23 protein-coding genes are annotated in these 25,923 nt (G+C 61.1%); 14 read left to right on the top strand and 9 right to left on the bottom strand.

Annotation, left to right across the window (positions count from 1 at the left end; translation table 11 throughout):
* Positions 1–307 precede the first annotated feature (307 nt).
* Together ACYVHK_RS08300 and ACYVHK_RS08295 are read right to left on the bottom strand one after the other, a co-directional pair.
* Positions 308–2,200 (bottom strand): M12 family metallopeptidase, encoded by a 1,893-nt coding sequence (locus ACYVHK_RS08300; RefSeq protein ID WP_460529718.1) that lies wholly within the window; start codon positions 2,198–2,200, stop codon positions 308–310.
* A gap of 34 nt (positions 2,201–2,234) precedes the next feature.
* Entirely contained in the window at positions 2,235–4,088 is a 1,854-nt protein-coding gene (locus ACYVHK_RS08295; protein ID WP_460529715.1) for a M4 family metallopeptidase, read from the bottom strand.
* A 349-nt stretch (positions 4,089–4,437) separates the two neighbouring features.
* Here ACYVHK_RS08295 and ACYVHK_RS08290 point away from each other — a divergent pair, with 349 nt between their 5' ends.
* Positions 4,438–4,641 carry a DUF3460 family protein gene (locus tag ACYVHK_RS08290; RefSeq protein WP_460529712.1) on the top strand — a complete coding sequence of 68 codons (204 nt, stop codon included), beginning with the start codon at positions 4,438–4,440 and terminating at the stop codon, positions 4,639–4,641.
* 61 nt (positions 4,642–4,702) lie between these two features.
* Here ACYVHK_RS08290 and serS read toward each other — a convergent pair whose 3' ends face one another.
* From serS to ACYVHK_RS08270, 4 genes are all read right to left on the bottom strand, one after another.
* Entirely contained in the window at positions 4,703–5,983 is a 1,281-nt protein-coding gene (serS, locus tag ACYVHK_RS08285; protein ID WP_460529709.1) for a serine--tRNA ligase, read from the bottom strand.
* A 146-nt stretch (positions 5,984–6,129) separates the two neighbouring features.
* The gene (locus tag ACYVHK_RS08280) at positions 6,130–7,458 is read right to left on the bottom strand and encodes a replication-associated recombination protein A (protein WP_460529706.1); all 1,329 of its coding nucleotides are present in this window, start codon (positions 7,456–7,458) and stop codon (positions 6,130–6,132) included.
* A gap of 221 nt (positions 7,459–7,679) precedes the next feature.
* Positions 7,680–8,279 (bottom strand): outer membrane lipoprotein carrier protein LolA, encoded by a 600-nt coding sequence (lolA, locus tag ACYVHK_RS08275; RefSeq protein WP_460529703.1) that lies wholly within the window; start codon positions 8,277–8,279, stop codon positions 7,680–7,682.
* Between the two features lie 228 nt (positions 8,280–8,507).
* Complete coding sequence (locus tag ACYVHK_RS08270) at positions 8,508–9,188, bottom strand: OmpA family protein (protein ID WP_460529700.1); 681 nt, start codon at positions 9,186–9,188, stop codon at positions 8,508–8,510.
* Between the two features lie 188 nt (positions 9,189–9,376).
* Between ACYVHK_RS08270 and gyrA the strand changes: the two genes are divergently transcribed.
* The 11 genes from gyrA to ACYVHK_RS08215 all read left to right on the top strand — a co-directional run bounded on the left by gyrA (position 9,377) and on the right by ACYVHK_RS08215 (position 20,300).
* Positions 9,377–12,037: a DNA gyrase subunit A gene (gene gyrA, locus ACYVHK_RS08265; RefSeq protein ID WP_460529697.1), complete on the top strand. Its 2,661-nt coding sequence runs from the start codon at positions 9,377–9,379 to the stop codon at positions 12,035–12,037.
* A gap of 371 nt (positions 12,038–12,408) precedes the next feature.
* Positions 12,409–12,888 (top strand): PaaI family thioesterase, encoded by a 480-nt coding sequence (locus ACYVHK_RS08260; RefSeq protein ID WP_460529694.1) that lies wholly within the window; start codon positions 12,409–12,411, stop codon positions 12,886–12,888.
* 2 nt (positions 12,889–12,890) lie between these two features.
* Positions 12,891–13,322 carry a PaaI family thioesterase gene (locus ACYVHK_RS08255; protein WP_460529691.1) on the top strand — a complete coding sequence of 144 codons (432 nt, stop codon included), beginning with the start codon at positions 12,891–12,893 and terminating at the stop codon, positions 13,320–13,322.
* Positions 13,323–13,476: 154 nt separating this feature from the next.
* Positions 13,477–14,565 (top strand): 3-phosphoserine/phosphohydroxythreonine transaminase, encoded by a 1,089-nt coding sequence (gene serC / locus ACYVHK_RS08250; protein WP_460529688.1) that lies wholly within the window; start codon positions 13,477–13,479, stop codon positions 14,563–14,565.
* Positions 14,566–14,710: 145 nt separating this feature from the next.
* Entirely contained in the window at positions 14,711–15,910 is a 1,200-nt protein-coding gene (locus ACYVHK_RS08245) for an MFS transporter (RefSeq protein ID WP_460529685.1), read from the top strand.
* A gap of 277 nt (positions 15,911–16,187) precedes the next feature.
* Positions 16,188–17,261 carry a bifunctional chorismate mutase/prephenate dehydratase gene (pheA, locus tag ACYVHK_RS08240; protein WP_460529682.1) on the top strand — a complete coding sequence of 358 codons (1,074 nt, stop codon included), beginning with the start codon at positions 16,188–16,190 and terminating at the stop codon, positions 17,259–17,261.
* On the top strand, positions 17,261–17,650 hold the full coding sequence (locus ACYVHK_RS08235) for a nuclear transport factor 2 family protein (RefSeq protein ID WP_460529679.1): 390 nt from the start codon (positions 17,261–17,263) through the stop codon (positions 17,648–17,650). Before pheA ends, ACYVHK_RS08235 begins: the two co-directional genes overlap by 1 nt.
* A gap of 68 nt (positions 17,651–17,718) precedes the next feature.
* On the top strand, positions 17,719–18,306 hold the full coding sequence (locus ACYVHK_RS08230) for an LOG family protein (RefSeq protein ID WP_460529676.1): 588 nt from the start codon (positions 17,719–17,721) through the stop codon (positions 18,304–18,306).
* A gap of 1 nt (position 18,307) precedes the next feature.
* On the top strand, positions 18,308–18,889 hold the full coding sequence (locus tag ACYVHK_RS08225; protein WP_460529673.1) for a nucleotidyltransferase family protein: 582 nt from the start codon (positions 18,308–18,310) through the stop codon (positions 18,887–18,889).
* A gap of 24 nt (positions 18,890–18,913) precedes the next feature.
* Positions 18,914–20,014 carry a pyridoxal phosphate-dependent aminotransferase gene (gene hisC / locus ACYVHK_RS08220; protein WP_460529669.1) on the top strand — a complete coding sequence of 367 codons (1,101 nt, stop codon included), beginning with the start codon at positions 18,914–18,916 and terminating at the stop codon, positions 20,012–20,014.
* 28 nt (positions 20,015–20,042) lie between these two features.
* On the top strand, positions 20,043–20,300 hold the full coding sequence (locus ACYVHK_RS08215; RefSeq protein WP_460529664.1) for a hypothetical protein: 258 nt from the start codon (positions 20,043–20,045) through the stop codon (positions 20,298–20,300).
* Positions 20,301–20,327: 27 nt separating this feature from the next.
* On the opposite strand, the gene ACYVHK_RS08210 is transcribed toward ACYVHK_RS08215, so the two are convergent.
* Together ACYVHK_RS08210 and rimI are read right to left on the bottom strand one after the other, a co-directional pair.
* A complete protein-coding gene (locus tag ACYVHK_RS08210) occupies positions 20,328–21,251 on the bottom strand; it encodes a uracil-DNA glycosylase (protein WP_460529661.1) in 924 nt (307 codons plus the stop codon).
* Positions 21,252–21,253: 2 nt separating this feature from the next.
* Entirely contained in the window at positions 21,254–21,724 is a 471-nt protein-coding gene (gene rimI / locus ACYVHK_RS08205; RefSeq protein WP_460529658.1) for a GNAT family protein, read from the bottom strand.
* Between the two features lie 108 nt (positions 21,725–21,832).
* Between rimI and ACYVHK_RS08200 the strand changes: the two genes are divergently transcribed.
* Positions 21,833–22,168, top strand: coding sequence for a hypothetical protein (locus ACYVHK_RS08200; protein ID WP_460529655.1), 336 nt, complete (start codon positions 21,833–21,835; stop codon positions 22,166–22,168).
* 7 nt (positions 22,169–22,175) lie between these two features.
* Here the strand turns inward: ACYVHK_RS08200 and tsaB are convergent, their stop codons facing one another.
* Positions 22,176–22,856, bottom strand: coding sequence for a tRNA (adenosine(37)-N6)-threonylcarbamoyltransferase complex dimerization subunit type 1 TsaB (gene tsaB, locus ACYVHK_RS08195; RefSeq protein ID WP_460529653.1), 681 nt, complete (start codon positions 22,854–22,856; stop codon positions 22,176–22,178).
* A gap of 273 nt (positions 22,857–23,129) precedes the next feature.
* Here tsaB and ACYVHK_RS08190 point away from each other — a divergent pair, with 273 nt between their 5' ends.
* The gene (locus ACYVHK_RS08190; protein ID WP_460529650.1) at positions 23,130–25,757 is read left to right on the top strand and encodes a DUF1631 family protein; all 2,628 of its coding nucleotides are present in this window, start codon (positions 23,130–23,132) and stop codon (positions 25,755–25,757) included.
* Positions 25,758–25,923: the final 166 nt, after the last annotated feature.

The following is a 25,923-nucleotide window of genomic DNA, read 5'->3' as shown; positions in this document are numbered from 1 at the left end:
GTTGGCGCGCCGGCTGTACTGTCCGGGCTGCCACTGTCTCCAGGCAAAGACAGTGGTGATCAGGCGATTAACGTGGCACCGTAACTGCGTGCTCTTTTATGACATCGGAGTATTGTCCGTTGCTCAATATATAATGTCAACGTCATCAGTTGCTTGCGGCTTCAGGCCATCCATTCCAGGCAACGAAGTCTGCGAAATAAACCACGTGGTCATCACCAAAAAAATGGCTGCCGAGGCAGCCAGAATCGTACGAAGCAAGCGGTACTGCCAGGCTGACCGGTGCCTGCCGGTCAGCCTGGGTGATGCCTTACAACGGGGCGAGCAACCAGTTCGCGCCGGTGGCTGCCTGGGTGATGGCGCTACCGTCGGTTTCGTTCGCTGCGCCGATACTCAGACCGCTGTGACGTGCCACCAACTGGTAGGCTGCGCCACTGGCGCGGGGGCAGAACTGCTGGCTTGGGCTGCCGGTGGAGGTGGCCATGATCAGCTCGGCACCGGTGCTCTTGCTGGCGCCGGCGACATCCAGCGCCAGCTTGGAGCCGGTACTGATCAGGCTGTAGTAGCCCTCGGCATTGCGCTGTAGCTGCCATTGCTGGGCCGCGCCGTCTTGCCACAGGATGAGTGGTGCACCTTGTACATCGGCAACCGGTACCAGGGCCTTGCGTTGACCTGCGGTGTTGACCAGGTAGTTGCGCCGGGTATCCAGCGTGGCATCGCAAACCGGCTTGGGTTGGCCACCGCCGGTATCACCCAGAGCGGTCCAGTAGAAGGTCAGGCCGCCATAGTTGCCGGGCTTGCTCGGCGAACAGCTGCCAGGCAGGCAAAGGTAACCAAAGATGAAGTAGTTGGTGACTTTCTGGCCTTTAACGATGACCGTCAGCTCATAAGTCTTGCCATCCAGCGTGACTTGGTCGCCACCTTTGTATTTGGCTGCCTTATCGAATGGTTTGCCGTTGCCGCCGGTATTGCCACCGTTACCGCCGCCATTGCCGCCACCATTTGGATCCTTGGCGACGCTGACCTTGAAGCTCACCGTCGCCTCGTGGCCGTTGCTGGCCAGGGCACGCACGGTGATATTGGCTACGCCGTAAGCCTTGGCGACCGGGCTGATCTTGAGTACGCGCTGATTGCCCTGGGCACTGACGAAGCTCACGCCGCTGCTGGCGACAACGGCTTCGTTATCCGACTTGGCGTCCAGCTTCAGGCCCTTGAGGTCCGCTTCGCTGCCGGCGATGTCCAGGGTCAATTGGCCGCTCTTGTCCTGATCTATCTGCAGCTCGCGGGCAGACAGCGCAAGTTTCAGCTCAACCGAGCCAACGTCCCCCGGATAGAAGTGCTGTAGCGAGGCGACATCACCGGGGCTCAAGTCATTACGTTGGCCCAGGCGCTTGGGATCAACATTCGGATCCTTCGGGGTAATGGTTGGTTTCTGGTTCTTGCTGAAGGCCCAGGTCGGGTAGTGCATGACCGAATCCAGATCATAGCTACCGACCGGATCGACCTGTTCCGAGCGCAACTTGGTGAACTGGCCCTTCAGGGTGTCGGAGATATTGTCCTCGTTCACCGTGATGTAATTGTCGCGATCCGGGCGCATATGCTCGTGCATCCAGCCCAGGGTATGGATCATTTCGTGGGCGGCTACGCCGGCCTTCTCACAGCCGTCACCGATCGAGATCGGCTGCTCGCCACCCTGCATGCCTGCGTAGGCCCAGCAGCCGCCAGACGAGATGAACTTGGCGTAGTTGGGCTGGTTCGTGCGTGGCACAAAGCGGATGGCGGTCTTGTCGGCAATCAGCTTCATGCCCGCCATGATGGCGTCACGCTTCTTCTGCGAAAGGTCGGCGTCGAAGGTGTAGTAGAGCGTGTTGTTGGGCCAGCGAGTAGCGCTCTTGAAGTGGTTGTCCTGCGCGACCAGACGATTCTGGGCCGAGACCGGCTGGGTCCAGTTCCCCACGAACAGCGGCGGGATGCCGGTGCGCTGGATATCTTCATGCCGGCCAAGCGCAATATCGCCCAACAAGGCCATACCGTTGATCACGGTGTAGCTGAGGCGTGTGCTGGTGCCCTGGATGGGGGCCGTGGCGGTCTCGACCTTGCGGGGCAATTGCAACTCGGGATTGTCGCCGGCAGCTGCCAGTGCGGCTGTGCTCAGCATGGCGGCTGCCACCGAAGCGGCGAGGATGGTGTAGCGGATTGTCATGATGGAAAATTTCCGTTCACAAATGTTGGGTAGGTCAGCGCGTGGTGGCGATCAGTGACAGGCCGTTTGTCGCGACCGGCGCATCAAGCAGCAGGTAGTAGCGGCCAGGCTTGGGCTGCTTGATCAGCAGGGCCTCGGCATTGGTGGCGCCTTCCGACTTGGCGTCGCTGCTGGCCTTGCTTGGTTCGCTACCGAGCTTGGCGTACAGATTGGCGTTGCCACTGCCGGCACCGGCGCGTACAGCCAGGAAGCTGGCGTTGGCCGGAACATCCAGGGTGTAGATCTGCTTGCCGCCTGCGGCGAGGGTGAGGCCGGTCAGCGCCACGCCGCTTTGCAGCGCGCGGGTGCCATTGCCCGGACCTGGGCCTGGTGGCACGGTGCCCTCACACTTCACGCCTACCTTGTCGAAGGCAGCGATCACGTCGTCGGCCTTGTAACCCTTGTCTTGCGCGGCTTGCACGACACCGCAGGCGCCCTCGTTAAATGTGCTGTTGGGTTTCCAGTAGAGCTGGTTGGCTACCAGGAACACATCAAACGCCTTGTGTGCATCCCAGCCTGCCGTCGTGCCCAGCAATGCAAAGGCCTTGTTGTAGACCCCGCTGGAGTAATGGACGTTGAGCTTGTCGCTGTACTTGCTGGCGTGTCCGATGGACTTGCCATCTTTTTCCGGGTCCAGCATGTAACGCAGCGCACGGTCGGCACCGCCCTTGACGATCTCGCCACCGATCAGCCAGCTTGGCTTGCCGAACATGTACTGCTCAGCGGTCATGGCGGCCATATCGGAGAAGGCTTCGTTCATCCCGCCGGACATGCCGCGATAGATCAGGCCGGAGTTCTGTTGGGTCACGCCATGGCTGACTTCATGCGCCATCACGCCCAGCGACACCAGCGGATACATGCCGCCGCCGCCATCGCCAAAGGTCATGCGCTTGCCATCCCAGAAGGCATTGGAATAGTTGCTGCCGTAATGCACGCGTACGACCAGCTTTTGCTGGATTGGACGAGTGTTGAACCAGTCCTTGTACATGTTGAACACGACACCACCATAGAAATGGCCGTCGTTCAGTGGCGAGTAGGCGCCGTTTGCGGGGCGGTTCTCGTTGACCGGGGTGCCGGTTGCCGGGCAGTTGGCAATCTTGAACAGGGTGTCGATCGCGGCAGTGCCGTTGGCCATGTCGATGGTGCTGACATTGTCGTTATCGAACACGCAATCCTGGGTCACGTTGAGTGGCTTGAAGTCCTTGCCATACAGGTACTTGCCCATTTTCTCGTTGCCGCCGGGACCGGTGGCATCGCGGTGTGCCAGGCTGTCCCAGCTCATCAGTACGGCGCCGGTATTGGCATCCAGCATGAAGCTCGGGCTGCTGGGGTTGTCGCCCGGTAGATGCAGCGAGGCGATATAGACGAGCTGAGCGCGGTTCTTTTCGTCGAGACGTACCAGCAGTTCGGCTTCTTCAAGCTCGGCGTTGGCGGTAGGCAAGCCTTGGCGACTTACCAGGTTGCGCACCAGTCGAGTAATGTCGCTCCTGCTCAAGCGCGGCTTGGCACTGGGGAGATCGGCGGCAATGCCGTCCACCACGACGCCAGTGCGAAAGACGGGGGCATCGCTCAGCGCACCGCTACCCGGCTTGCCAAGCTGTGCGACCGGCGCGGCCTCGCCCCAGACGCGTACACCCTGATAGAACTGCTGATACTTCACTTTGCGACCGCCATCCGCGGTTGCGACGGCCGTGGTGGTGGCCCGCAGGTCTGCCGCAGCCAAGGCAGTGTCACGCTGTACGTTCTGGCTCAGATCGATCCGGCTGGCGGCATGGCCATGCAGAGCACCGGCCACGGCCAGTGTCAGCAGAGCAAGCCGTGGTCCGCTCACACGCTTGTTGTATGTCATGAAAGTTCCCCTCGTTGGTTGATGACATTTGAATAATGCGGAGCGCACTTAATCATCATGCGAATGGCATGTCATCGCCCCGAGGGCTTAAGCCAGCTTCAAGCAGATCTTAAAGCTGACAATTTATCTTTTAAGCTGTTGTTTTAATTGTGTATTTATTTGACTTGTCGAGACGGGAAGGGCCGGTGGGCCGCGTGCTGAAAACAAATGAACCGTAGATTGGGCGTTTGATTGTCGAGCGATTGGGTCGTCATCACGCTGCCGAGGCAGGACAGATTGCGCGTGATTCGCCTGGAAAGTCCGAGTGGTCGTATAATGCCGCCTGGGCATCTAGCAAGAGAGAACCACCATGGCATTGCTGTTCAAAGACACCACTTACGTTTCTGAAGCTACCCAGTTCCTGCGTGACTTCCTCGACAAAAACCCTGAGGTTGCCAAGGGTCAGATTGAGGGGCGGGCGTTGCTGTGGGATAAGCAAATCGATCGTAGCTTTGAAAAGGCGGCCGAGGCTGCTGAAGTGAAGCAGAAGGCCTACGTATACCAGCCCGATTGAGCACTGAGCGGACATTAAAAAAGCGACCCATCGGGTCGCTTTTTTTATTGCAGGCGCGGAATTAGCCGAGTTTCGCCAGGCCGCCCATATAAGGCCGCAGGACTTCCGGCACGGTCACGCTACCGTCGGCATTCTGGTAGTTCTCCAGTACCGCCACCAGCGTACGGCCCACGGCCAGACCCGAACCATTGAGGGTATGCACCAGCTCGTTCTTGCCAGCCTCGTTCTTGACGCGGGTCTGCATGCGACGTGCCTGGAAGGCCTCGCAGTTCGAAACCGAGCTGATCTCACGGTAGGTGTTCTGCGCCGGCAGCCAGACTTCCAGGTCGTAGGTCTTGACCGCGGTGAAGCCCATGTCGCCGGTGCACAAGGTCACCACGCGGTACGGCAGTTCCAGCTTCTGCAACACGTTCTCAGCATGCTGGCGCATTTCCTCCAGCGCGTCGAAGCTCTTTTCCGGGGCGACGATCTGCACCATCTCCACCTTGTCGAACTGATGCTGACGGATCATGCCGCGGGTGTCGCGACCGTAGCTGCCAGCTTCCGAACGGAAGCAGGGCGAGTGCGCGGTCAGCTTGATCGGCAGTTCTTCCGCCTTGAGTACGCTGTCACGCACGGTGTTGGTCAGCGAAATCTCCGAGGTCGAGATCAGGTATTGGGTCTGGCCGTCTTCGCCACCACGCTCGACACGGAACATGTCCTCGCCAAACTTGGGCAACTGGCCGGTGCCAAACAGCACCTCGGGGTTCACGATGTACGGGGTGTAGCACTCGGTGTAGCCATGCTCGATGGTCTGGGTATCGATCATGAACTGCGCCAGGGCGCGGTGCAGGCGGGCGATATGGCCCTTGAGCACGGTGAAGCGCGCGCCCGAAAGCTTGGCGCCGGTCTCGAAATCGAGGCCCAGCGGGGTGCCGACGTCCACATGGTCTTTCACGTCGAAGTCGAAGGTGCGCGGCGTGCCCCAGCGGTGCAGTTCCACATTGCCGCTCTCGTCCTTGCCTTCCGGCACCGAGGCGTGCGGCAGGTTGGGGACGCGCAGCAGCATGTCGTTGAGTTTTTCCTGCAAGGCGGCGAGGTTGTGCTCGCAGGCCTTCAGCTCGTCACCCAGGTTGGCCACGCTGGCCATGATGGGGGCGACATCCTCGCCCTTGGCCTTGGCCTGGCCGATGGCCTTCGACTTCGCGTTACGTTCGGCCTGCAGATCCTGGGTGCGGGTTTGCAGCGCCTTGCGTTCATGCTCCAGGGCGGCAAAGGCGGCGGTGTCGAGGGCAAAGCCGCGGGTCAGGAGACGTGCGGCAACGCCATCGAGGTCGTTACGGAGTTGTTGTATGTCTAGCATGGCGAACCTGTTCTTCTCAGAGGTATGCAGTAATAGCGATAAATAGCGGGTCGGGGCGGATTCTAACCGGCCAGAGGAATGACGGACAGCGCGAGCGGTAAGGCGAGGGCGCCACAATGCGGCGATGAAACAGACGACAGCCCTGGCTAGGCGCTGTCCTTGCTAGATCGTTGGCTGGACCGCACCGCCTGGTCGAGCTCGCGCAGATGGGAAAGTTTTTCCGCAATCTTCGCTTCGAGGCCTCGAGCAACCGGTTGGTACCAGTCGGGTTCGGCCATGCCGTCCGGCAGGTAACGCTCGCCAGCGGCGTAGCCATCGGCCTCGTCATGCGCATAGCGGTATTGCGCACCGAAGCCCAGATCCTTCATTAGCTTGGTGGGGGCATTGCGCAGATGCTCGGGCACCGGCTGCGATTTGTCCTTGGCCACGAAGGCCCGGGCGGCGTTGTAGGCCTTGTAGCCGGCATTGCTCTTGGGGGCGACAGCCAGGTAGATTACGGCCTGTGCCAGTGCGAGCTCACCCTCGGGCGAACCAAGTCGCTCGTAGGTGTCTGCTGCCTGCAGGGTGATCTGTGCTGCGCGTGGATCGGCCAAACCGATATCCTCCCAAGCCATGCGTACGATCCTGCGGGCCAGGTAACGCGGGTCGGCGCCGCCATCCAGCATGCGGCAGAACCAGTACAAGGCCCCATCGGGGTTCGATCCCCGCACCGATTTGTGCAGTGCGGATATCTGATCGTAAAAAGCATCGCCGCCTTTGTCAAAGCGCCGTGCGTTGAGGCTCAGGGCGTTCTGCAGGAAGTCGCCGGTGACGGTCTGCACGCCGGCGGTGTTGGCGGCCGTATCGGTCTGCTCCAGCAGGTTCAGCAGGCGGCGCGCATCGCCATCGGCATAACCCACCAGTGTGGCGATGGCGGCTTCGTCAAAATTCAGATGGGGTAAGGATTTTTCGCGGGCGCGCTCGACCAGCAGGCGTAGCTCGGTCTCGTTCAGTGCCTTCAGTACATAGACCTGGGCACGTGACAGCAACGCCGAATTGACTTCAAACGACGGGTTCTCCGTCGTGGCACCGATAAAGGTGATGAGTCCGGATTCCACAAAAGGCAGGAAGGCATCCTGCTGGCTCTTGTTGAAACGATGGACTTCATCGACGAACAGGATGGTAGGCCGGCCGCGCTGCAGATAGCGCTCGGCTTCGTCCATCGCCGCGCGGATGTCCTTCACGCCGGAGAAGACCGCCGAGAGCGGGATGAATTCTGTATCGAAACCCTTGGCCATCAGCCGGGCCAGCGTGGTCTTGCCCACGCCGGGAGGCCCCCAAAGGATCATGGAGTGCGGCTTGCCGGCGTCGAACGCCAGGCGCAAGGGTTTGCCAGGCCCCAGCAGGTGGGTCTGGCCGATCACTTCATCGAGTGCCGCCGGACGGAGTGCCTCGGCGAGTGGGGGGCGTGGGGCTTGGGTAAACAGGTCGGACATGATGGCCAGCGTAGTGTGCGGGGCCTGCTACCAGCAGAGGCTAGTCGGTAGCAGGCGCTGGCCCGTAGTTTAACGAATTGCCGCGCGGGCACGCAGCTTTGTCGGTCTTGGGGTCGCTAACAAAACCGCCGAAACGTTGCTGACCAGGCGTGCAAACGAAGACAGTACGAAGTAGCACGGCAAGTTTGCACGACAACGCCAGAAGGGTTTGCTAGCGGCGCTTAGTCAGCCCTGACGACATCCGCACCCTTGGGTGGGGTGAAGCTGAAGCGTTCGCCGTTAAGCTTGGGGTTGCGAATGATATTGGCGAAGCGAATCACCGTGTTCTGGCCGTAGTTGTCCGCCAGCTCCATGGCCATGGGTTGCGCATCCTTGAAGCCGATGCGGACCCTTTCAAAGCCATTGTCACGGTTGTTGGGGGTGGCCTCTATCCATTCCAGGCCATCGCGCACACCCAGATCAGCCAGCTTGTAAGATTTTTCCAGGTCATTGCTGCCGGCCAGCAGGGCGGCGGGGCTATCGCCCAGAGCCTTGTCCAGGCGCTTGGCCGTTACCTGGTTGAGGTCGGGATCGTAGATCCAGACCTGTTTGCCATCGCTGACGACGCGTTGTTCATAGGGCTTGGTGTAGACCCAGTCGAACTTGCCCGGTCGGAGGATGGCCATGGTGCCGCTGGCCTGCTGCTGCTTGCCACCCTTGGAGGTGACGGTCTGCTGGAAACTGGCTGTAAAGGCCTGGGTCTGGCCCAGAAAGCCCTTGAGCTGGTCTAGCCCACCGGCAAAAGCGGGGAGGGTAAGCAATAGAAGAAGTAGGGGACGCATAGCGGTTGCCACGGTTGGATTACGAATCCCGAGTCTAGCATGGGTGCCTGAACCGGCCTTGAACCAGCCTGCAGACTGGGTGGCAGCAAATCGCCGAGGATTTTTTCCCTAACTGTTGTTGCAGTGCCACATAAATGGTCGAAAAACGGCTGCGGGCGGGAACTTTCGCTGCGGCTGAAAAGAAAAAACCCCGCACAAGGCGGGGTTTTCTAACACGACGAGAGGGTCTTACTTCTCGACGGTTGCGTAGATTTGCACTTCCACGCGGCGATCCGGTGCGTAGCATTCGATCAGTTTCTTACGGTTCTTCAGCACCTTCTTGCAATCGTCAGGCTGGGTGATGGGGTCAGCCATGCCCTTGCCTTCCGAAGTGATCATGCCTTCCGGCAGGCCCTTGGCGATCAGTTGACCGCGAGCAGCAGCAGCACGTTCGGCCGACAGCTTCTCGTTGTAGTCAGCCTTGCCGATACGGTCGGTGTAGCCAACAACGGCGATCTTGGTCTTGCTGGTGTCGAACTTGCGCTCGAGCAGCACGCCAGCAACGGCGTCCAGGGCTTGCTTGCCTTCATCCTTCAGCGTGGCCTTGTTGAAATCGAACAGGGCGGCGGCGTTCAGGGTCAGGGTTTCAGTCTTCACCAGTACGGGTGCGACAGCAGCCTTGGGTGCTTCCACGGCCGGTGCGACAGGTGCAGCAGGAGCAGCCACTTCCTTCTTGGGGATCAGGTCGGCATCGCATTCCTCGATAGCCTTGTCCTTGCTCCAAGAACTGGTGCGCCAGCATTCGTTGTAGTTATTGCGAACGACTGCACCGGCGGTGCCGTCGGTCAGGTATCCGTCCTTACCGGCAAACGCCGATACGGCAATCGTGCTCAGGGCGAGGGCGACCAGAGTGCGCTTCATCTTCTGCATAGTTATTCTCCATTGAGTCAGGATGGAATTTAGCGACGGTCAATTACCGAACCGACGTCGGAGCCGAGTTTACTTGACGCTGCAAGCGCGCCGCAATCAAGAGAATATGACAATTGACGCTAAATTGGAGCGTGATAGCTGCGCGTGGTAAAATTTTTCCTTAATTTGCCCGCACAGACGCCATAAAAATGACCGATTTGCAACAATTTGCCAAAGAAACAATCCCGGTAAGTCTCGAAGAGGAAATGCGTCGCTCCTATCTCGATTACGCCATGAGCGTGATCGTAGGCCGTGCGCTGCCCGATGTGCGTGACGGCCTCAAGCCGGTACACCGCCGCGTGCTGTATGCGATGCAGGAGGTAAACAACGTCTGGAACCGGCCTTATGTGAAGTGTGCCCGTATCGTCGGTGACGTCATGGGTAAGTACCACCCGCACGGTGATGCTTCCATCTACGACACCCTGGTCCGTATGGCCCAGGACTTCTCCATGCGCTACACCCTGGTCGACGGCCAGGGCAACTTCGGCTCCATCGACGGTGACCTGGCGGCTGCCATGCGTTACACCGAGTGTCGGATGGAGAAGATCTCCACCGAACTGATGGCGGATATCGACAAGGAAACCGTCGACTTCATCCCCAACTACGACGGCAAGGAGCGAGAGCCCTCGGTTCTGCCGACCCGTCTGCCCAACCTGCTGGTCAATGGCGCCACCGGTATTGCGGTGGGCATGGCCACCAACATCCCGCCGCACAACCTTGGTGAAGTCATCAACGGCGCGTTGGCGTTGCTCGCCAATAGCGAGATGACCATCGACGAACTGATCGACCTGATCCCGGCGCCGGACTTCCCCACCGCCGGCATCATCTACGGCATCGCCGGCGTGCGTGAAGGCTACCGTACCGGCCGTGGCCGCGTGATCATGCGTGCGCGTACACATATAGAAGAAGTCAGTCGCGACAAGCAGGCGATCATCGTCGACGAGATTCCGTATCAGGTGAACAAGAAGACCCTGATCGAGAAGATTGCCGATCTGGTACGCAACAAGCAGATCGAGGGTATTTCCGACCTGCGCGACGAGTCCGACAAGTCGGGCATGCGTATCTATATCGAACTCAAGCGTGGCGAGATGCCGGAAGTGGTGCTGAACCACCTCTATAAGCAGACCGAGTTGCAATCGAGTTTCGGCATGAACATGGTGGCCCTGGTCGATGGTCAGCCTCGACTCCTGAACCTCAAGCAGATTCTCGAAGCCTTCCTGCGCCATCGCCGTGAAGTGGTGACCCGCCGCACGGTGTTCGAACTGCGCAAGGCGCGCGAGCGTGCCCATACCCTGGAAGGCCTGGCTGTTGCGCTATCCAACGTCGATGAAGTCATCGCGCTGATCAAGGCCGCTGCCACGCCGCCGGAAGCCAAGGTGGCCCTGATGGGCCGCGAATGGCGCTCCACCCTGGTGGAAGAAATGCTGTCCCGCGTGGCCAGCGACGAAGCCCGTCCGGAATGGCTGCTGCCGGAATTCGGCCTCAAGGCCAGCGGCTATCGCCTGTCCGACGCGCAGGCCCAGGCTATTCTGGACATGCGCCTGCAACGCCTGACCGGCCTTGAGCAGGACAAGCTCGAAGCCGAATATCGCGAGATCATGGACAAGATCGTCGACCTGCTCGACATCCTGGCCAAGCCGGTACGTATTACCGAGATCATCGCCACCGAACTGACCGAAGTGAAGACCCAATTCGGCGATGGCCGTAAGTCCGAGATCGTACCGTTCGGTGAAGACATCAGCCTGGAAGACCTGATCACCCCGCAAGAGATGGTGGTGACGCTCTCGCATACGGGTTACATGAAGGCCCAGCCGCTGGACGAATACCGTGCCCAGAAGCGCGGCGGTCGTGGCAAGCAGGCTACGGCAACCAAGGACGACGATTTCATCGACAACCTGTTTGTCGCCAATACCCACGACTACGTGCTGTGCTTCTCTTCGCTGGGCCGTGTGTACTGGCTCAAGGTCTATGAAGTACCGCAGGGTGGCCGCGCCTCGCGCGGTCGTCCTATCGTCAACCTGCTGCCTTTGCAGGACGGCGAGAAGATCAACGCCATCCTGCCGGTCAAAGCCTTTGACGACGAGCATTTCGTGTTCATGGCCACCCAGCGCGGTACGGTCAAGAAGACCCCGCTGTCGGCTTTCTCTAACCCGCGCAAGCTCGGCATCATCGCGGTTGCGCTGGACGAGGGCGACCAGCTGGTCGGCGTCGCCATTACTTCCGGCAAGCACCAGGTCATGCTGTTCTCGTCCGGCGGCAAGGCCGTGCGCTTCGACGAAGATGACGTCCGTCCGATGGGGCGCGATACCCGCGGCGTCCGCGGCATGTCGCTGGCCGACGGCCAGAGCGTGATCTCGCTGCTGGTGGCGGATTCGGAAGACTGGCAAGTCCTGACCGCCAGCGATGGCGGTTACGGCAAGCGGACCGATATTGCCGAGTTCCGTCATACCAGCCGTGGTACCCAGGGTGTGATCGCCATGGACCTGACCGAGAAGACCGGCTTTAGCCTGGTAGCGGCCAGTCTGGTTTGCGAGCGTGAAGGCCTGATGCTGATCACCACCGGTGGCGTGCTGATCCGTACCTCGGTGGCGGAAGTGCGTGAAACCGGTCGTAGCGCCCAGGGCGTGCGACTGATCAACCTCGATGCGGGCGAAAAGCTTTCCGGCGTGGTCAAGATCATCGAAGCCGAAGGCGATGGCGACGATGACGGCGACCTTGAAGGTGGCGAGCTGGAAGACGGCGATGTGGCGGACGGTGAACAGCCGGCTGCAGATGTTGCCGGTGATGACGTAACAGGCGACGAGGCCTGAGTCTCTAAGGGCTGCCAAGAGTCAGACATGAGCTTGAGTCGTTGATTGAAGGAGGGGGAGTGCAGGCGCCAAGGTGACCCTGGCGCTACGCAGCGTAGAGGGCTGATGCAGCAGGCTCTTTCCTGTTTGATCCACACCCCTCCCGCAGCTTTGCATGCACAGGTTCTCGGCGCTAAGCGCCAAGAACTCTGGCAGCCGCCGCGGGGAACCTCGCTGACGCTTGTCATCGCGTTGAATTGGCGTCCGCTTTTCAACTGCTGAAGTTCATAACACGCTCTAAGCTGTAATCAGTACAGCGAGGCGGCCCGTTTTGCCTTAAACGTCGCAGCAACAGACGAGGTGGTGTACCTGCCTCGAAGAAAGACCTAGCAATGCAGAATCTGCCCCTGCCGGTGCTTAATCCGGCGCTGTTTGACGATGTGGCCCGCTGGTTCTGCCAGATTCCCCATTCGGCCACGCTGGGCTTGCAGTTCGTCAACGGCGAACGTAGCCGCGCCACGCTGCGCCTCCCCTACAACACCGCCCTGGTGGGCAATCCACGTACTGGTGTACTGCACGGTGGGGTGATGACCTCATTGATCGATACCACCAGCGCGCTGGCCGTGTTTTCCATGCTGGCCGAGCGCGAAGCGATTGCCACGCTGGACCTGCGCATTGACTACCTGCGCGGCGCAACCCCGGGACAGATCGTGTATTGCACCGCCGAGTGTTATCGCCTGGGTAAGCAGATCGCCTTTACCCGCGCCACGGTCTACCAGGAAGGCAACGACCAGCCGATCGCACACGGTGTCGCCACCTTCATGCGTGAATCCAGCCAGGCCCAGTTGGGCAGCAAGAAAGAAGGAGCCTGATCATGGTGCAACTGGAATTCCTGCAGGCGGCCAAGGAGTCGGGCAACTACGCCAGCATCATCGAGCAGATTCCCTATGCCAAGCTGCTGGGCGTGGTGATGCGCGAAGAAAACGGCCAGCCCTTGTTCGAGCTGCCGTTCAGCGACCACAACATCGGAAATGTGCATCTGCCTGCCCTGCATGGCGGGGCCATTGGCGGCTTTCTGGAAAACGCCGCCTTGCTGCAACTGGTATGGGCGCGCGAGTCGGCAGAAGTGCCGCGCACGATCGACTTCTCGCTGGATTTCCTGCGTTCGGGCAAGGCCCAGAGCCTGTACGCGCGCTGCGACATCACCAAGCAGGGCAAGCGCGTCGCCAACGTACGTATGACCGCCTGGCAGGAAGACGAAGCCAAGCCGGTTGCCGTGGCCCGCGCGCATTTCCTGCTGTCGTGAGGCCGTCATTGCCTTGTTGATTTTGCCGGCGCGGTACGCCACGGTGCGTGCCAGTCGGGAGCGTGAATATTGGCTGGCTCAGACCCCAAACTCGCCAGTAGTCTTGTAGTCTGAGTTGAGCATCGTCACCCATTCGTAGCCACCAGGAGCCCCCATGTCCCCTGTCTTCAATTTCAGCGCCGGCCCCGCCGTCTTGCCTCGTGAAGTCCTGCTTGAAGTACAGAAGGAACTGCTCGATTGGCACGGTAGTGGCATGTCGGTGATGGAAATGAGCCATCGCGGCAAGGAGTTCATGCAGATCGCCGCCGAGGCGGAAGAAGACCTGCGCGCAGTCATGGGTATTCCGAAGAACTACAAGGTCTTGTTCTTGCAGGGCGGGGCGACCACCCAGTTCGCCATGGTGCCGATGAACCTGATCCGTGGCCGCAGCAGCATCGATTTTGTCGATACCGGCCACTGGTCCAAGCTGGCGATGAAGGAAGCGCGCAAGTTCGGCGTCGCCACCCACGTGGTCGCCAGCGCCGAGGATCGCAACTACACCTATGTGCCGGCCGAGGCCGATTGGCAGCGTGACGCCAATGCCGCCTATCTGCACTACACCTCGAACGAGACGCTGGGCGGCGTGGAGTTTCCGTTTATCCCGAGCACCGGGGATACGCCGCTGGTTTGCGACATGTCGTCCAACTTCCTGTCGCGCCCGGTCGATGTCAGCAAGTTCGGGCTGATCTACGGTGGTGCCCAGAAGAATATCGGCCCGGCTGGCCTGACCATCGTCATCGTCCGCGACGACCTGCTGGGCCAGGTCCTGCCCGGCACGCCGACCATGTTCGACTACAAGATCCAGGCCGAAGGGGACTCGATGTACAACACCCCGCCGACCTTCGCCATCTACGTGGCGGGCCTCGTCTTCAAGTGGATGCAGCGCCAGGGCGGCCTCAAGGCCATCGAACAGCGCAATATCGAGAAAGCCGCGCTGCTGTACGAGACCATCGAGACCTCGGGCGGTTTCTACCATTGCCCGGTCGACAAACCATTCCGCTCGCGCATGAATGTGCCGTTCAAACTGGCGGATGCCAACCTGGACGAGGCCTTCATCAAGGAGGCCAAGGCGCGCAACCTGTTACAGCTCAAGGGCCACCGCGTAACTGGCGGCATGCGCGCCAGTATCTACAACGCGATGCCGCTGGAAGGCGTCAAGGCCCTGACCGGCTTCATGCAGGACTTTGCCCGGCATAACGGTTGATCCTTGCAATGACTGCAGATACAGCGCCGCCTTCGGGCGGCGTTTTGCTTGGTACGCTGTCACGGTCCTTCGTGTCGGGACTGTACCTTGGCGGCGTGTGCAGATAGCGGCACATTGGCGGTCAGAATAACAAGGAGGCTCCCCCATGCTTACTCCCGCCATCCGCCGCGTCCTGATCTGTGCGGGCCTCGTCGTCTCCCTCTCGATGGGGATACGGCACGGCTTCGGGTTCTTTCTGAACCCCATGAGTGCAGACTTCGGCTGGAACCGGGAAGTCTTCGCTTTTGCGCTGGGTTTGCAGAACCTGGTGTGGGGCTTGGCCCAGCCGTTTACCGGCGCCTTGGCAGACCGTTTCGGCGCCTTCCGCGTGCTGGCTGTCGGCGCGCTGCTCTACGCCGCCGGCCTCGCCATGATGACGATCTCCAGTACCGGCCTGCTGTTTGACACGTCGGCCGGCCTGCTACTTGGCCTGGCCCTGTCCGGAACGACCTACAGCATCGTGTTCGGTGTCATCGGCCGGCAGGTGCCGGAGTCGCACCGCTCGCAGGCCATGGGTATCGCCTCGGCAGCCGGCAGTTTCGGGCAGTTCCTGATGGTGCCGGTGGAGCAGCAACTGATAGCCGGGGTAGGGTGGGTGCATGCCTTGCTGATCCTCTCGGCCATGTCGCTGCTGATCATCCCCGCCGCGCGCGGCTTGCGGGAATCCTTGCCGACCCAGGTCCTCCATGCCGGCCAGAGCGTGCTGGCGGCGGCGCGGGAAGCCTTCGCCTATCCGAGCTTCCAGATGTTGATGGCGGGCTACTTTGTCTGCGGTTTCCAGGTCGTGTTCATCGGCGTGCATTTGCCGGCCTATCTGGCCGACAAGGGCTTGCGCGGCGATACGGCGGCCATCGCGCTGGCGCTGATCGGTCTCTTCAATGTGTTCGGCACCTATACGGCAGGCCAGTTGGGCGCCCGGCTGAGCAAGAAGTACCTGCTGTCCTTCATCTACTTGGCGCGTGCGCTGGCGATCACCGCTTTCATCACCTTGCCGCTGTCGGCTGTCAGCGTCTGGATCTTCGCCGCGGTGATGGGCTTCCTGTGGCTGTCGACCGTGCCGCTGACCAATGGCGTGATCGCGACCATCTTCGGCGTGAAGCACCTCGGCATGCTGTCCGGCTTCGTCTTCTTCTCGCACCAGATCGGCAGCTTCCTTGGCGTCTGGCTGGGCGGCTGGTTGTACGACCACAGCGGCAGCTACGACATCGTCTGGTACCTCTCCATCGGCTTGGGTATCGCGGCCGCCCTGATCAACTGGCCGATCCGCGAAGCCGCCATTGACCGGCCGCTGGTGGCGGCAGCGTGAACCGGTGGCAATGGCTCTGGCGGCTTCTCGCGCTACTGGTCTTGGCACTGGTGTTCGCCGCCTATCTCAACCCGGCTTCGCAGCTTGTCCTGGCGAACATCTGGGCCATGTGCGGATTTTGAGACGCCAGGGTGGCGGATGGCGGGGCATGCCGCGCGAGCGATAGGGCGTATAGCGCCAGCAGGCATAAAGCGCGCAAGGCAAGCCATGCTATCCTCACCGCTCGCCTCGCCGGGTATCGGCAGGCAAGCCCTTTTTCCAGTCAACAGAGCCGCATATGTCTGACGAACAACTCAAGTCCCACCGCGATGCCATCGACGCGCTCGACGCGCAGATACTGCAACTCCTGAACGAACGTGCCGGCCACGCCCGCTCCATCGGCGAGCTCAAGGGTGGCGGGCTGGTCTACCGCCCCGAGCGCGAAGCGCAGGTGCTGGCCCGTATCAAGAGCAGCAATCCCGGCCCCTTGCCGGATGAGTCAGTCGCCAAGCTGTTCCGCGAGATCATGTCGGCCTGCCTGAGCATCGAGCGGCCGCTGACCATTGCCTACCTCGGACCGGAGGGGACGTTCAGCCAGTCCGCCGCCATCAAGCATTTTGGCCACGCTGCCGTCACGCAGGCCTGCGTCAGCATCGACGAGGCATTCCGCGTGGTAGAGGCGGGCGGGGCTGACTATGTGGTCGCACCAGTGGAAAACTCCACCGAGGGCGCCGTCGGTCGTACCCTGGACCTGATGGTCAGCACCCCGCTGCAAGTCTGCGGCGAGGTCGTACTGCGTATCCACCATCACCTGCTGCGCCGTGAGTCGGGCATGGAGGGGATACGCCGTGTCTATTCGCACGCACAGAGCCTGGCGCAGTGCCATGAATGGCTGAACAAGAACCTGCCCCCGGAAGTGGAACGCCTGTCGGTGTCGTCCAATGCCGAAGCGGCCCGCCTGGCCAGCCTGGACCCGACTTGCGCCGCGATTGCCGGTGATGCCGCCGCCGAGCGCTTCAGCATGCTCAAGCTGGCGGAGAATATCGAGGACGAACCGAACAACACCACGCGCTTCCTGGTGCTTGGTTATCACCAGACCACGCCGTCGGGTCGCGACAAGACCAGCCTCGTCATGTCCGCCCAGAACCGTGCCGGTGCGGTGCATCAGTTGCTTAGCCCGTTGGCCGAGCACGGTGTCTCCATGACCAAGTTCGAGTCGCGTCCTTCGCGCGCAGGGCTGTGGGAGTATGTCTTCTTCGTGGATATCGAAGGCCACGCCCATGCGCCGCAAGTGGCGCAGATGCTGGATGCCCTGCGTGACCGCGCCGCCTTCGTGAAGGTGCTGGGGGCCTATCCGGTGGCGGTGCTCTGATGAGCACGCCTGCCGCCGTTGCGGTGGTGGCGGAGTACTGGCGGCGTATGCAGAGCAATGACTTTGCCTACGCCGCGACCATCCTGGCGGAAGACTATTGCCTGGAGTGGCCACAATCGAAGGAGCGTCTGCGCGGCCGGGAGAATTTCACCCGCATGAACAGCGAGTACCCGGCCCATGGCCGCTGGACGTTCACCATCCACCGTATCGTCGGCGATGAGCATGAAGCCGTCAGCGATGTCTCGGTCACCGATGGCGTGCAGCGGGCGAGGGCGATCACCTTCAGCAAGGTGGCAGCAGGCTTGATCGTCAGCCAGACCGAATTCTGGCCGGAAGACTACCCGGCGCCGGACAACCGCCGCCATCTGGTCGAGCCTATCGAGGCCTGAGCCCTCGTTCTCCCGGTTCGTTATTGAACTGGACGGCAAAGCGTCCAGGCGAGCAAGAAAGCACAAACATGAAATCAATCTGCGTATTTTGCGGCGCGGCCATGGGCAAGCGCGATATCTACAAGGACGCGGCCTCCGAGCTGGGCCATACCCTGGCGGAACAAGGGCTGGGCTTGGTCTGGGGCGGCGGCAAGGTTGGCCTGATGGGCGTGGTGGCCGATGCGGTTCTCGCCAAAGGTGGCGAGACCCTGGGTGTCATTCCCGGCTTCATGGTCGAAAAGGAGCTGGCGCATCCGGATTCCACCGAGATGATCGAGGTGGACAGCATGCATACGCGCAAGGCGCTGATGGCTGAACGTGCCGATGGCTTTATTGCCCTGCCCGGCGGCTTCGGCACGCTGGATGAGTTGTTCGAGATCCTGACCTGGGCGCAGCTGCATATCCACAGCAAGCCGGTGGGTCTGCTGAATGTGGCGGGTTACTTCGATCCCTTGCTGAACTGGGTACGCCATGCCGAGCAGGAAGGCTTCATTCGTGCTGGCCACCTGGACCTGTTCCGCGTCGCAGATACCCCCGCAGCCTTGCTGGATGCCATGCGCAGCCACAAAGCACCGGAAGGCGACTGGATCAGCAAGGTCTCGTTCCGCCAGGCCTGATATGGATGAAGCGGCGCTGCAGGAGAAGCTCGAAGGTCTGGTGCGAGACACCGGCTGGCTGATGCAGGCGCTGCGGGAAGTCCGGGCACTGGGTCTGGCGAACTGGTGCATCGGCGCCGGAACCCTCCGCAATCTGGTTTGGGATGCGGCCCATGGCTATCCGCGCCTGCCGTTGGGCGGCTCGGATGTCGATGTTGCCTGGTTTGATGCCGACCCAGCGAGCTTTGATCGCGATGCCGGATTGCAGGCGGCGTTGGCTGCAAGCTTGCCTGAGCTGGATTGGGACGTCACCAACCAGGCGGCGGTACATACCTGGTTTGCAAGCGTGTTTGGGCATGAGGTCCTGCCGTTGCCCGATCTCCATGCCGCGATCGCCAGCTGGCCGGAAACCGCGACCGCCGTTGCGGTCTGGCTGGACGAGCAGGACGCCTTGCATCTGATCGCCCCGTTTGGCCTGGCAGACCTGTTCAATCTGGTCGTGCGGCGGAACCCGGCCCGGGTCAGCGTTGCAACCTACCTGCAACGCATCGTGAGCAAGCGCTATACCGAACGATGGCCCGACGTGCGCGTGCTGGCCCCCTGAGTTCCTCTTTCTGTGAGACACCACATGTCCCTCGCTCATCTTGCTCCCGACTATATTCGCGCCATCGCCCCCTATCAGGCCGGCAAGCCCATCTCGGAACTGGCGCGTGAGATGCATCTCGATGAGGCGAGCATCGTCAAGCTGGCGTCCAACGAGAATCCGCTGGGGCTCAGCCCCAAGGCGCGTGAGGCCATGCTGGCGGTGATTGATGATCTGGCCCGCTACCCCGATGGCAACGGCTTCGCCTTGAAGCAAGCCATTGCCGACAAGTTTGCGGTGGCGCACAGCCAGGTCGTGCTGGGTAACGGCTCTAACGACATTCTGGAGCTGGCCGCACGGACCTTTTTGTCCCCGGGCGATACGGTGGTCTATTCGCAGTATTCCTTTGCCGTCTATCCCCTGGCGACCCAGGCCGTCGGCGCTACCGGCATCGAGGTCAAGGCGGTCGAGTACGGCCACGATCTGGAGGCGATGCTCGCCGCCATCCTGCCGTCGACCAAGCTGGTATTCATTGCTAACCCCAACAACCCCACCGGTACCCTGTGCCGGCCGGGCGACCTGCTGGAGTTCATGGAGCGTTGCCCGCAGCAGGTACTGGTCGTGCTCGACGAGGCCTATACCGAATACCTGACGAAGGAGAAACAGGTCGACTCACTCGGCCTGTTGCGACGCTTTCCCAATCTCATCGTCAGCCGCACGCTGTCCAAGGCCTATGGCCTGGCAGGGCTGCGCATCGGATTTGCGCTCGCGTCGCCAGAGTTGGCCGACTTGATGAACCGAGTCCGGCAGCCATTCAACGTCAATAGCCTTGCCCAGGCCGCTGCGGTTGCTGCGTTGGGGGATCTGGCTTTCCTGCGCGAGACGGTGAGGATCAATAGCGAGGGTATGCAGCAGATCACTGCCGCCTTCGTGCGGCTGGGCATCCCCTTTATCCCCAGCTATGGCAACTTCGTGACCTTCCACGTCGGCGACGGTGTCGCGCTCAACCGCTTAATGCTGGAACGCGGGGTCATCATTCGGCCGCTGGCGAGCTATGGTATGAGAGACAGCTTGCGCGTCTCCATTGGTTTGCCTGAGGAGAACGCGCGCTTTATCGCCGTGCTCGAAGAAGCGCTCGAGGGTTGAGAAACCCGCAGGGCGCAAGGGATGATCGATGATCTATGCGCTCTGTTTCGATACCAATACCGTGCATTGCTTTCGCAGCGAGCGGGAAGCGAGCGAATACTGCAAGGCCCATGCCGGTGACTGGCAGCTATGCGATGGTGCCGGCAAACCGGTTTACCCGCCGGGCTTTGCCCCACGCATGCACGCCGGACTACTTGCCGCACACCTGTGGCTGGCCGATGCCCACGACGGCGAATGGCTCGCACAGCATGGCTATGATCTGCAGCCGGGCCTGCTTCATCCCTGACCCGGTCGCAGCAATGAAGGGCCTTGCTCAGGCGTCGGTTTGTTGTTGCCGTGCAGCCAGGGTGTTGCGGGTCAGCAGCAGGTCCTGCCAGGCTTTCAGCTTGTCCGGCATATTGCGCAGCAGATAGGCGGGGTGATAGCTCACCACCACCGGCAGGCCGCGATAATCATGCAAGCGGCCACGAAGGCTGGCGATACTGGCTTCACGACCCAGCAGACTCTGTACCGCAAAGCGGCCGACGGCGAACACCACCTTGGGCTTGATCAGCTCGACTTGTCGATGCAGGTAGGGCGCGCACAGGGACAGTTCTTCCGGTGTCGGATTACGGTTCTGTGGCGGGCGACATTTCAAGGTGTTGAGGATGTAGACGTTCTCGCTGCGCGATCTGTCTACCGATGCCAGCATGCTGTCCAGCAAGTTGCCGGCTTGCCCCACAAAGGGCTCACCCTGACGGTCCTCATCGGCGCCAGGCGCTTCCCCCACGACCAGCCAGTCGGCCTCGGCATTGCCAACCCCAAATACGGTGCGATTGCGCGATTTGCACAAGCTGCACGCGGTGCAACTGGCCACGCTGGCCTGCAGGGTTTCCCAATCCATCTGGGCAATATCGGCAGCGCGGCGGGCCAGCGTCGGGTCGTTCGCCGCGACATCGGCCTCCGCGGCACGAGGACGGGCCGGTGCGGCGGTCTGGGCAAGCACTGCCTGGCCAGGTGTAGTCCGGGTAGGCGGAGTGTCGACCTCGATCTGCGGCGTGTGTGCACGGGCCGGTGCAGTCTCGATAGCCGGCTCGGCACGGGCGGGCAAGGCGGCCTCTACCGGCGGTGCCGACGGTACGGCGTTGACGACCTCGGCCTGTGCGACAGGCTCGGCCGCGATCTGCGCCAGGACCTCGCGCCGTACCCACTGGGGTTGCAGGCCCAGTTCGTCCAGTATCAGTTCGCGTCGGCCCATCGTCATCGTCCACCTTCGTCCAGGATCAGCGCCATCAGTATCGCATCCTCACGGCCTTCCTCGGCACGGTAATAACCTTTGCGCAGGCCCGTCTCCACAAAGCCCAGCCGGCGGTAGAGCGAGCGGGCAGGGGCGTTACCCTTGCGTACTTCCAGCATCAGCACTGTGGCACCGACTTCGCTGGCGGTATCGACAAGATGGTTGATCAGCTGCCGGGCAATGCCCTGGCGTTGCCAGTCCTGCCGCACACCCAGGGTTAGGAGCGACAATTCGTCCAGTACCTGGCTGGTCACGGCAAAACCGACGATCTCGCCGCCGTGATCCGCCACCCAGCCCCGGTGTCCGTCCGCATAGGATTCGATGAACTGCAAAGCCGTCCAGGGAAAGGCCTGGAGCTGCGCCTCAATGGCGGCCATGGCCGGCAGGTCGGCTTCGATAAGCGGTCGGATTTGAGGCTTGAGCGGTAAGGTCACGTTTACTTTGTAAAAAAATAACAATGTGTTAATGGAAAATAAGCGCCTGGCATAGCACTTGGTATCCATAATTCACGGCACAACAATTCTGAGTGCACGCTCTCTGCCATGTCTACCAGCTCGTCGCGTACCGCCATCGTGGTCAATCTCGATTACCTTACCTTGCCATACGACGTATGCCGCATGCTATGGGTGCTGGTTGAGCGTGCCATGGTCGATGCAGGCTTCGTGCTCGATGGTCGCAACTTCGTGAGCCAGAATGATCCTGCTGCGGCGGAGCGTGCCCGCGGGGTACTGAAATCGCTGGAACCCACCTTTGAATCCCTGGGGGTGAGCCAGTTCGACGCCGTGCGGGAATTCTACTGCTTTGATCTCGCCTCCCGGATCGACCTGCACATGGTCGAGGCCAATGAGGTGGTCGAACTGGTTGAATTACCAGCCTGAGCGATGCTCAGGCCTTCTGGCGCTCACTGGTCTTGAGCGCCACCTTGTCTCTTATATACAGCAACTGCAGTTGATCGGCCGGCAAGGCACGGCCCGACAGAAACTCATGCGTGGCGAGCCTGAGCACGCCACGCGCATGCGGAAAGCGCGCAGACTCGCTGGCTGCCAGTTGGGCGCCATACTTCGCCTGCAGTGCTTCACCCTGTACCGCAAATCCACTGCCCACGCCGTGCCAGACACCCGTCGGCAGATCGGGTAGGGCCGCAGGCCCACAGACCGTGGTGGCAACCACTTCCTTCCAGCTTCCCGCTTCTTGCACATAGGCGGCGAGATACAGCTCGCCCATCCGGGCATCCAGTACCGTCAGCACCTGCTCCGCATCACAGTCCGCAGCCAGGGCGGCCAGCGTATTGATGCCTACCGTGGGGATGCCCAGGCCGAAGGCCAGCCCCTGCGCAATGCCACAGCCGATCCGTAGGCCGGTGAACGAACCCGGGCCGATCGCAAGGGCTATGCCATCCAGCTCGCTGAGGCTCGCGCCCATGTCGGCCGCCAGGCTCTGCACCATGGGCAGGGTCAGTTCGGCGTGGCGCTGCTGGGCATGCCACTCGCGGGCGAGTGTTTCACCCTTGTAGCAGAGAGCCAGCGAGAGGTATTCGGTGGAGGTATCGAGGGCGAGCAGATTCATGGCAGGTGCCGGAAAGATAGCGGCCGATTCTATCACGCAGGGCAGATCCCATTTGGCCATAGCCCAGGTCTTTGCTATGACGTAAGAAGTCTATTCCAAATGAATTTATTATTTATTTGTCATGAAAAACAATGTTAAAACAAATGCTTACGCGGTGTTTGCGCTCAGCAAGAGTCCCAAAGAGTCGCTAAACTACGGGCTGCAGCAATCCGTGCGATATCGCAAACAAAAAAATACCAAAACAAACTAATTCCGTATGGGGGATTGCTAAGTATGGACCGCAACGATCTCTTGACCTCCACCCGGGTCGAGTTCCTGCGTGCGTTTTCCGTAGCGCTGAACGAACTTGTTCCGATCAGCGTACAACGCTTGTATGACCTCGCTGACCACGCGCAATCGTCGCGTGATCAACGCCGTTTTTTCGAGGCCCGCACCGTCCTGATGAACCGGGCTGTCGGTGTGATCCAGCATGCTGCCAGTAGCATGGAAAACCTGTTGAACCGTGGTTTTCGCACGGCCTACAGCACCTTCCGCCCTACCTTCCCCAGTTCATTCGGTACCGCCAGCCTCTCCCTGGTCGATTCGTCGGCCTTCGAGGGCGAATTGCGCATGGATCAGTTGACCGAGCGCTACCGAAATGCGTCGGATGAGCAGCTGCGAGACTTGAATATCCGCGTGGCGCTGCTGTTCGATCAGGAAAACATCAAGGAGCGCGAGAATCCCTTCCGCCCCTATCTGTTCTCTCGCTCCATCGTCAGCGCCGTCGAGCAGCTGGAGCTGGAACCCGAGCTGACCGACACCCTGATCGAGGAGCTGACCGAGAGCCTTGTGACCCGGGTCTCCGGCATCTACCAGCGTCTGAATGAGCTGCTGGCGGACCATGGCATCGCCGTGCAGCTCAAGCCGCGGGTGAATCAGGATGTACCGCCCCCGCGTAGCGGGCAGAGCGGCTACGAAGAAGCCGATGAGCTTGAGGACGAGGCGGATGCTGCCTATCTGGCCGCCGAGCGTGGCCCATCCAGTATCGGTGGTGGGCGCCTGCCGCAAGGCGCACCGGCGCCCATGGGTGGCCATGCACGGTTTGGCCCACAAGCAGCGCCGGCCGCTCCGGCGCAGCCGGGCCGGATAGATCGCCTGATGCAACTGGTGCGTGGGCGACCTGACCCCTTGCTGAGCGAGCAGGGGCCGGCGAGCGGTTTTCCTGGCCAGACAGGGAGTGTTGCACCGGATGCTTACGAGGGGGGGGCGGAGTCCTATGCGCAAGATGGCCACGGTCAACAGGCTCCGCAGACGCCCCGTGCTCGCGGGTTGGCGGAGATTGCCAAAGCTGGCTGGCTGGCGGGGACCGAGGTGGTTGGCAGTGCCATGCGCAAGTTCTTCAGTACCGGTAGCGCACCCGGTATGCCGACAACCCCCCTGGGTGGCGACACCATGGCGCGGCGCGTGCTGACCACCTCCGTTTCCAATATGCAGCGTGAACATACGCCTGCCGTGGATGCCATGTATGACGACGAGGGACAGGTCCGCAACCTGATCCTCGAGCAGCACACCGCCCTGACCGAGATGGCGCCAGGCGTGAACGAGCAGATGACGATCGATATCGTCGCCATGCTGTTCGAGTTCATCCTGCGTGATGACCAGGTCCCTGCCGAAGTGCGGGCACAGCTGGGGCGGCTACAGTTCCTGGTGCTCAAGGTGGCCTTGCTGGACCCGGCACTCTTTACTCAGAAACACCATCCGGCTAGGGTGCTGGTCAACCGTATCGGCTCGATCTCGGTCGGGCTGGAGAAGGCGGGCGCCAATACCGAGGCGATGATTGCCGAAATCCGGCAGATCATCGAGCGTCTGCTGAGCGACGAGCATGAGAATGTCGGCCTGTTCTCGCGCATGCTCGATGAGTTCGATACCTTCATTGCCCGCCAGCTGCGTGCTGCCGACGAAAAGGTCGAGCGTGCGGTCCAGGTGCTGGAGAAGGCCGAGAACCGTACCCTGCAGTTTGCCCGTACGACCGCCATGATTGCGGAGGCACTGGAAGGCCTGACGCTGGACCCGTTCCTGCAGGATTTCCTGCTCAATGGCTGGGCCCATGCGATCGAGCGGGCTGCGCGGGATGATGCGCCGCGTGCGGAGCGTTACCGTATGCTGATTCCCGACCTGATCTGGAGCATTGCCCCCAAGATCACCAAGCAGGACCGCGATCAGTTGCTGGTACAGATCCCGACCATGTTGCGCACCTTGCGCGAGGGGTTTGACCTGATCGGTTGGGACGCCATCCAGCAGCAAGCGCTCCATACCTGGTTGATCGAGGCACATACCCATGCCCTGCGTGCCGGTAACACGGCCTTCCAGATTCCACCGCTTGCCTTGATGCGTGAACGCTTCAAACCTATCCCATCGGCTGATATGGAGACTTCTGTGACCCCGAAAATCAATCGTGGGCCGCTCAACAGGCAAGTACTCAACGATACGATCAAGGAGCTGGAAGTCGAGCTCAACCTGCTCGATCGGGTACTCGGCCCGTCTGAAGGTACAGCACCAGAGAAAAATCATCTGGAAGCCGCGGGCGCGCGTGGTAATGAAGCGCCAGGTAGCGAATTGCAGCCGGAAGGCGAGGTACTGGAGCGTCTGCGCAGCGGGGTATCGGTAGAAATCAATCTTGATGGCAAGCCCAGCCGCGCTCGCCTGAATTGGATCAGCCCCAATGAATCGAGCCTGGTGCTCAGCATTGATGGTGACCACAAGCCAGCGATCGTCAGCGTTCGGTTATTCCTACGCTTGCTAACCAATGGCCGTGCCCGCTTTATCGAGGTTGCGCCACTGTTCGAGAGAGCCGTGCAGTCCTTGCTGCAGTCGGCCGATCAGGTCGACAAGACCAGCCACGGCGCCTTGGCACCCGCCTAGTGTCCCTTCTTTTCAGCCACATTGATTGCACCTTGCAGTCGGTGTGGCTGAAAACATATTCAGAATTTCAGAACGATAAGAGCAAGGTATTTCGCTATCTGGCACCTCTGCATAGGCGCAGAATGCCATCCAAGGATCAGATGAGCTGATCAAACGTTTTGGAAAG

The organism is Chitinimonas naiadis, assembly GCF_054780835.1.
Note: the sequence above shows the minus strand (reverse complement) of the source record. Positions and strands in the feature narration are given on the sequence as shown.